The sequence below is a fragment of the Merdimmobilis hominis genome (assembly GCF_900104615.1).
Taxonomy (GTDB): domain Bacteria; phylum Bacillota; class Clostridia; order Oscillospirales; family Ruminococcaceae; genus Merdimmobilis; species Merdimmobilis hominis.
The window spans coordinates 2,185,808-2,193,735 of sequence record NZ_LT629939.1 but is presented as its reverse complement, the minus strand read 5'-3'; the positions used below and the strand labels follow the sequence as shown (position 1 = coordinate 2,193,735).

The window sequence follows — 7,928 nt, the reverse complement described above, 5'->3', positions numbered from 1 at the left end:
CTCCCCGCCGATTCTGTTTTCGCCTTCTATCAAAAAGTTTGCCATCATCTCGCACCCTTTCACGCTGTCAAAAACGGTTTTTGTGCTAAACCGCTCCTGCAACAGCAGTGTATGCCGGCATAAGGCAAAGGGTGAAAAAGGGGGGATTAGCGGGCCAAAAGCGCCATAATTTCCTGGTAGATCCGCTGGTTTGCATCCAGGATAGCAAGGCGCTGGGCATTCTCACCCAGCTGCCGCAGCCGCCCGGGATCATCCACCAGCTCCCCGACCTTTTGGCAGAGCAGCTCCCCAGCCAGGTCCTTCTCCTCAATGAGGATGGCCGCCCCCCGCTTTGCCAGAACCAAGGCGTTGTAGTATTGGTGATTGGCCGCCACATTGGGCGATGGGATGAGGATGGAAGCCCGTCCGGCTGCCTCCAGTTCGCTGATGGTAGAGGCCCCCGCCCGGCAGATAACCAGGTCCGCGGCAGCCAGGCACTGGGCCATGTTGTCTATGTATTCCCGGATATCAATGTGGCGGTTTCCCTCCACCTGTACACCCCGCTCCTGCAACAGTTGGGGGAAGAGTTCCACCCCGTAAGAGCCAGTGGCATGGATGTGGTGAATCCGACCCCCGCCGCAGTGCCAGGCCATCAGGTCGGCCACCGATTCGTTGATCCGCCGGGCGCCCAGGCTCCCCCCAAAGGTGAGGATGCAGAAGCGGTCACCCACCCCCAGGGCCTTGCGGGCCCGCTCCCGGTCAGCAAAGATGATGTCCTCCCGCACTGGGTTGCCGGTGACTGCGTAATCCATTGAGGGCGGCATATGCTCTTTGGCATCCTCAACCGCTAAAAGCACCTTGTCTGCAAATTTGGCGGTCATCCGGTTGGAAACCCCCGGATAGGCATTCTGCTCATGGCAGATGGTCTTTACCCCCATAGCGTGGGCTTTTTCCAACACCATGCCGCTGACGTATCCGCCGGTACCCATCACCACATCGGGCTGGAATTCCCGGATCAACTTGCGGATTTTTGGCCCGCAGGAGATGAAGCAGCCCATCGACCGCAGATTGTACTTGATGTTGAACCAGTTGAGCTGCCGCTGGAACCCCATAATGCGGATCGGGTAAAAATTATACCCCGCCTTTGGCACCAGTTTTGCCTCCATCCCCCGGGGGTTCCCCACAAAGAGGATGTTGGCCTCGGGGTGGCGGGCTTTTAAAGTCCCCGCTACGGCGATGGCCGGGTTGATGTGTCCCCCGGTTCCGCCGCACGCAAAAAGAATGTTCATAATCCTGTTTCCATTTCTTCGGCGGTACTATCCCACTGCCCCAGCTCTGCGCCGATCAAAGGGGGCTGGGGGTTATTCCCGTTCCAGAGAGCTCTGCCGGGAGATGGAGAGGACGATCCCCATCTGGGCCAGAAGCATCATCAAGGCGGTTCCCCCGTAGGAGAAGAACGGCAGGCCGATGCCGGTGTTGGGCACCGTATTGGTCACCACCGCAATATTTAAAATGGTCTGCAAGCCCACCTGTGCGGTGAGGCCCACTGCCATGAGGCAGCCGAATTTATCCTTGGCCCGCAGGGCGATGACAAACCCCCGCCACAGCAAAAGGGCGAACAGGATGATGATGATCGCCGCCCCAATGAGCCCCAGCTCCTCGCAGACGATGGAGAAGATGAAGTCGTTCTGAGGTTCGGGCAGGTAGAGGTATTTCTGGCGGCTGTTGCCGATGCCGGAGCCTAAAAGCCCGCCGGAACCGATGGCATACAGGGATTGGATGGTCTGGAACCCCTCGCCCCGGGGGTCGAGGAAAGGGTTGAGCCAGTGTTCGATCCGGCCCATCATACGGTCCCATTTGCCCAGCACGAGGACCAGAAGGATCAGCGCGGTTCCTCCGGCGCCCCCCGCCAAAAACAGGTGGGAAAGGCGGATGCCGCCCACGATCATCATGATGACACCCAGGCCGACGATGAGGATGGTGCCGGACAAGTGGGGCTCAGCGATCAGCAGCACCGCCAAAACGCCCAGGATAGCGCCGAAGGGAAGAATGCCGTATTCAAACTTGTGCATCCGCTGGTAGTTGACGTCGATCAAATGGCTGAACAACAGCACCACCGCGAACTTCGCCACCTCCGACGGCTGGAAGTTGAAGGAAGAACCGATGAAAATCCACCGGTGGGCATGGTTGATCGGCGGCATGGCGAACACCACCAGCAGGAGGACGATGGAGAGAGCCATCATGGGGATGGCGAATCTCCGCCAAAAGTGGTAGTCGATTTTGGATGCGGCCAGCATGGCGATCACCCCTACCACAGCAAAGGCCATCTGGCGGGAAATGTAGTGGAAGCTGTTGCCCATCAGGTAATAGGCGTTGGCATAACTGGCTGAAAACAGCATAATCAGCCCAATGGTCAATAGGATCAGCACCAAGATCAAAAAGGTAAGATCCATGGGGCCTTGGGTCTCCCCGAAAAGATCTTCCCAAAGCTTCGCAAAGCCGTTCTTCTTTCTGCGGCTCTCCTGTTTTGTCTGTCGAATTGGACTCACCTCTTTCAAATGGCCTCTTAGGTTGGTATGGGACTACAGCCGTGCAATGGAGAAGACGGCCAGGGCCGCCCCCACGGCAGTCACCAGAGAGAAAGCGGCCACAATCTGCACTTCGCTGTAGCCGGACATCTCAAAATGGTGGTGGATGGGGCTCATTTTAAAAATCCGCTTGCCGGTGGTTTTGAAGCTGATGACCTGGAGCACCACCGACAGGGATTCCACGATGTAGATGATCCCCACAAAGGCGAGAATCAGCGGGCTGCCGATGGAAAAGGCCATGGCCACTACCAGGCCCCCCAGGAACATGGAGCCAGTATCCCCCATAAACACCTTAGCTGGGTAGAAATTCCACACCAAAAAGCCCACACAGCCGCCGGCGGTGGCCGCAGCCATCAGCTCGGCGGGGACCACCCCCAGCATCCGGCCCATGACCAAAAAGCCCAAGGAGGCCATCAAAGTTACTGAGGAGGCCAGGCCATCCAGCCCGTCGGTCAGGTTGACCGAGTTGGTGATGTAGACAATTCCCACCGCTGCCAGGGGGTAATAGAAGATGCCAAAGTCAAAATATCCGAAGAATGGGATGGGCAGGGCGGTGGTGGCGTCCCCGGAAAGGCGGATGCTCACCAGGTAAAAGGCCGCCACGCCAAACTGGAGAACCAGCTTTTGGCTGGGCGTAAGGCCCAGATTCTGCTTTTTGGAAACCTTTACATAGTCGTCCAGGAAGCCGATGAACCCAAAGGCGGCGGCCATCAGGAGGCCGGCGGCAAACTTGGCGTTCTCCATCTGTTGGATGGGGTTGAACCCTCCGCTGCGGGCTGCATACAAGGCAAACCCCGCCGCACAGGCGACCAAAATCCCCACAATGAACATCAATCCCCCCATGGTGGGGGTTCCCTGTTTGTTTTTGTGCCAGCTGGGGCCAATGTCTAAAATAGTCTGGCCGTACTTCAATTTGTGCAGAAAAGGGATCATCCAAATCCCCAAAGCAGCAGTCACCGCAAAAGCGGTCACCGTCACAATCGCTGTTGTCAATCCATCCATGAATGTGAAACCTCCAGGCTGCACCGCCGCTGGGGCGGGCAAAATTTCCTTCCCCGGGCAAAGGCCCGGCTCGATTTATGGGCGGTACAGAATAGGAAAAATCTCCTCCATCTCCATGCCGCGGCTTCCTTTGACCCACACAAGATCCCCCTCCCGCAGGGTGGGAGCCAAAGAGCGGGTCAGTTCCATTTTATCCGGGCAGAAAAAAGCCTCTTGAAGCCCGGCTTCCGACGCGCCCTCTGCATAGCCTTTGGCGTCCCGTCCAGTGGCCCAGAGCTGGTCAAACCCCAGCTGAGCGCACAGCCGTCCCATCTCCTTATGATCCTCATAGGAGTTGGGGCCGATTTCCAACATGTCGGAAAGCAGGGCAATTTTCCGCCCTTTGCAGGGGTAAGCGGCAAAAGCAGTGAGGGCAGCCCGCATGGAATCCGGGTTGGCGTTGTAGCAATCCTCCACTACAGTATAGCCCTGGTGTTCTACGATTTTTTGCCGCATTCCGGCGGTTTGGTAAGAAGAAAGGGCCTTTGCGCAGTCCTCAGGCGAAATATCCAATTCCCGGCCCACCGCATAGGCGGCCAGGGCGTTGAGGACATTGTGTTCCCCGATGATGGGGATCACCGCAGGGATGGACTCCTCCCCCCGCCGGATGAGAAACCGGGTGGAGGTCCCCTCCTGGACGATCCCCTCCGCCCGAACCTGGCAAGCCGGGTTGTGGACGCCATAGCGGATGATCTCAAAATCCGGGTTTTCATAAGTGCCCAGCAGGTCGTTGTCCCCGTTGAGGATGAGGGGGGAGCCTGGGCGCATGCCCAGCACGATTTCGGTTTTGGCTTTGAGGATGTTCTCCCGGCTGCCCAGCTTCTCCAGATGGGCGACCCCCACATTGGTGATTACCCCAATGTCCGGTTTGGCCACCCGGGTCAGTTCCTCGATCTCCCCCAGGGCGCACATGCCCATTTCCAGCACCGCGGCCTGGTGGCTGCGCTCCAGCCGGAAGATGGTCTGAGGCAGGCCGACCTCGGTATTCTGGTTTCCCAGGTTTTTCAACGTGTGATATTTTGCGCTCAATACCGTCCAGATAAACTCCTTGGTGGTGGTTTTTCCCACGCTGCCGGTGACCCCTACCACCTTCAGGTCAAAGCTGTCCCGGTAATGGGAGGCGATGGAGAGAAGCACCTCCCGGGTGTTTTTTACATAGAGCACCCGGTCCGCAGGGCGGTAATCCCCCGGCTTGTGGGCCACGGCGTAAGCCGCCCCCTTTGCAAGGGCCTGGTTGATGTATTTGTGGCCGTCGGTCACTTCCCCCTCCATCGCCACAAACAGACAGCCTGGTGTGACGGCCCGGGAGTCGTTGGTGAAGGTGTCAATTTCCCCTTCCCCGTGAAAATCCGCCCCAATCCACTGGGCGATGGTGTTGATCGGTAGTTTTTCCATGGCAAATCCTCGTCTATTTGGCATCGGCCGCTTCCTCGGCCAGCAGCCGGGCGACGACCTCTTTTTCATCGAAGTAGATGGTGCCGTAATCCAGCACCTGGTAATCCTCATGTCCCTTGCCCGCCAAGACCAGGATGTCGTCCTTCTGGGCGTTGTGAAGCGCCCATTCGATGGCGTCATACCGGTTGACGATCATCTTGTAGGGGGTACCCACCTCCAGGATGCCGGGCAGGGTGTCGTTTAGAATCTGCTGCGGGTCCTCGGTGCGGGGGTTATCGGAGGTGAGGATGACAAAGTCCGCCAAGGTGGCGACAATTTTGCCCATCTTCGGCCGCTTGGTGCGATCCCGGCAGCCGGCCGGCCCAAAGAGGCAGAGAATCCGCCCTGGGGCGAATTCCCGCACCGCGGTGAGCATTTTCAGGAGGCCGTCGGGGCTGTGGGCGTAATCCCGCAGGATGGTGAAGTCCTTGCCCGGCGCGGGGAGGACTTCCAAACGGCCCTTTACCCCTGGGCAGGTGGAAAGGGCATAAAGCACCCGCTCCCACTCCATCCCCAAGGTGAGGCAGGCAGCGGCGGCCCCGGTGGCATTGGCCACCGAAAACGCCCCCGGCATGGCGATTTTCACCTGCTCCCGGCGATTCTTCGCGGACATGACATAGGCGCTGCCGTCGGCAAAGGTGACGATCTCCCCGGCCATGTAATCCGCCGGATTACCCTGGACCGAATAGGTCTTCACCGGGCAGGGGCATTCCCCGGCCAGGCGCTTGCCATAGGCGTCATCCACATCCACCACCGCCGCGCGGCAGTGGTCGAACAGCTTGCGTTTGGCCTGGTAATAATTCTCCATGGTGCCGTGATAATCCAGGTGGTCCTGGGTCAGGTTGGTAAAGACCCCCACTTCAAAAGTGAGGCCCGCCACCCGGTTCTGATCCAGGGAATGGCTGGAAACCTCCATCACCACGTACTCGCAGCCCGCCTTTTCCATCTGGGCGAAGGTGGTGTGCAGCTGGTAGGGGTCCGGGGTGGTGTATTTGGCCAGCAGGGGCTGGTCCCCCACCTCGATCTGGATGGTGCCGATCAGCCCCACCTTGGCCCCGGTGGTCTCCAAAATATGTTTGATCAAATAGGTTGTCGTGGTCTTCCCGTTGGTCCCGGTGATGCCAACCAGCTTCATTTTGCGGGCTGGGTTGCCAAAATAATTGCCGCAGACGATGCTGTAGGCCAGCCGGCTGTTTCCCACCAAAATCTGGCCTGGGATGCCCAAATCCCGTTCCACCACCACGGCGGCGGCGCCGGCTTCACAGGCGGCCTTGGCGAAATCGTGGCCGTCAGACTGGCCGCCTTTGATACAGAAAAAGAGGCTTCCAGGCTCCACCTGGCGGGAATCGCAGGTGAGGGAAGGGATATCCTGGTCCGGGACGCTGCCTTTCCATTCCAGCCCTTCCAACAGACGATAGAGGTTCATGCTGATCATCCATTCCGCCGCTTCGCGCCGGCACATATTTGTGAGGGAATCGCTCATCTCATCACGCGAAGTACGGGGTTGATAAGATGATATTTCATGTATGCGAGCGGGATTTTGGCCAAACAATGGCCCCTCCCCGCAGTTGCCCATGCCGCAGCTTCAGCGGCGCAGGGATTTCCAATATACACTAGCATCGGCAAAAACAGGCAGATTATCCCGCCAAATCCTTGTTGATAAATTCCACGGTGACCACCGTGCCGATCTCCACTTCGGTGCCCGCCTCCGGGCTCTGTCTGGCGGCTATGCAGCCGGCGCTGTCGATCTCCACCCCGCTGACACTGATGTTCAGGCCGGCGTTGAGGATGGTGCGGTTGGCCTGTTGGCCGGAGAGTCCCACCACATTGGGGACGGTGACCGTCTTGGAGAGTTCCGACTCGTCGGTGTACAGGATGACTGTTCCGCCCTTGGGGATGGGCTGGCTGACGGCGGGGATCTGTTTGAGGACGGTGGGCCCATCGCCCACCACTTTGCTCTTCAGGCCCTGTTGGATCAGCTCGCTGGTGGCCTCATGGGGCCGGTAGCCCAACAGGTAGGGGGTAGAAACCTCTTTCTTCTCCAATTCCTCGGCGGTGTAAACCGGGTCGATGCCCATATAGGGGAGCACATCGGCCAGGATACCCTGGACGACCGGCGCGGCGATAACTGAGCCGTAGATGTTGTCCATGTGGGGCTCATCGAGGAGAATGAGCACCGCAATTTGAGGGTCGTCGGCCGGGGCGAAGCCGTAGAAGGAGGCTACCCGTTCCTGAACCTGGCCATACTCATCCAGTTTATCCAGCTTTTCCGAGGTACCGGTCTTACCGCCGATGCGGTAGCCGGGGATCTTGGCGGATTTGCCGGAGCCGCCGTCCCCCGAGACCACCAGTTCCAAGTAGCCGGCCAGCTCTTTGGAGATGCTCTCAGAGATCACCTGGCGCTTGACCACCGGCTGGGTAGTTTTGATCACGTTCCCGTCGGCGTCCAGGATCTGTTTGACCAAGTAGGGCTGCATCAGTTTTCCCCCGTTGACCGCTGCGGAAACCGCTGTGATCAGCTGGATGGGGGTCACCTTAAAGGTCTGGCCAAAGGAGCTGGAGGCCAGGTACGCCCCCGAGCCTTCGTCCCGCAGCCGCTCCATGCTGTGGTAGTTGCTGTCCGCCTCGCCGGGGAAGTCGATGCCGGTGGGCTCGGTTAAGCCGAAGTTTTCAAAGTATTCGTAGAAAGTCTCAGCGCCCATCTTTTCCCCCACCATCATGAAGGTGGGGTTGCAGGAACCCATGATGCCCTGCACAAAGGTGATGGTCCCGTGGCCGCCGTTCTTCCAGCAGTGGACCTTGCGGCCCGCCACAATGTGGTAACCTGGACAGTTGAACACATCTCCGCCGTGGACCGCGCCCGATTCCAAAGCCCCAGCGGCGGTT

General features: G+C 58.9%; 6 protein-coding genes. All 6 read right to left on the bottom strand.

Annotated features, from left to right (window positions below; genetic code table 11):
* Positions 1 to 146: 146 nt before the first annotated feature.
* Complete coding sequence (murG, locus tag BQ5353_RS10515) at positions 147 to 1,268, bottom strand: undecaprenyldiphospho-muramoylpentapeptide beta-N-acetylglucosaminyltransferase (protein ID WP_071428183.1); 1,122 nt, start codon at positions 1,266 to 1,268, stop codon at positions 147 to 149.
* A gap of 72 nt (positions 1,269 to 1,340) precedes the next feature.
* Positions 1,341 to 2,432: a putative lipid II flippase FtsW gene (gene ftsW, locus BQ5353_RS10510; protein ID WP_071428459.1), complete on the bottom strand. Its 1,092-nt coding sequence runs from the start codon at positions 2,430 to 2,432 to the stop codon at positions 1,341 to 1,343.
* A gap of 129 nt (positions 2,433 to 2,561) precedes the next feature.
* The gene (gene mraY / locus BQ5353_RS10505) at positions 2,562 to 3,569 is read right to left on the bottom strand and encodes a phospho-N-acetylmuramoyl-pentapeptide-transferase (RefSeq protein ID WP_054331655.1); all 1,008 of its coding nucleotides are present in this window, start codon (positions 3,567 to 3,569) and stop codon (positions 2,562 to 2,564) included.
* A 75-nt stretch (positions 3,570 to 3,644) separates the two neighbouring features.
* The gene (locus tag BQ5353_RS10500) at positions 3,645 to 5,003 is read right to left on the bottom strand and encodes a UDP-N-acetylmuramoyl-tripeptide--D-alanyl-D-alanine ligase (RefSeq protein WP_071428181.1); all 1,359 of its coding nucleotides are present in this window, start codon (positions 5,001 to 5,003) and stop codon (positions 3,645 to 3,647) included.
* A gap of 13 nt (positions 5,004 to 5,016) precedes the next feature.
* Positions 5,017 to 6,468 carry a UDP-N-acetylmuramoyl-L-alanyl-D-glutamate--2,6-diaminopimelate ligase gene (locus tag BQ5353_RS10495; protein ID WP_071428458.1) on the bottom strand — a complete coding sequence of 484 codons (1,452 nt, stop codon included), beginning with the start codon at positions 6,466 to 6,468 and terminating at the stop codon, positions 5,017 to 5,019.
* A gap of 211 nt (positions 6,469 to 6,679) precedes the next feature.
* Positions 6,680 to 7,928: penicillin-binding transpeptidase domain-containing protein (locus BQ5353_RS10490; RefSeq protein ID WP_162273134.1), on the bottom strand; the 1,249-nt coding region annotated here is incomplete at its 5' end.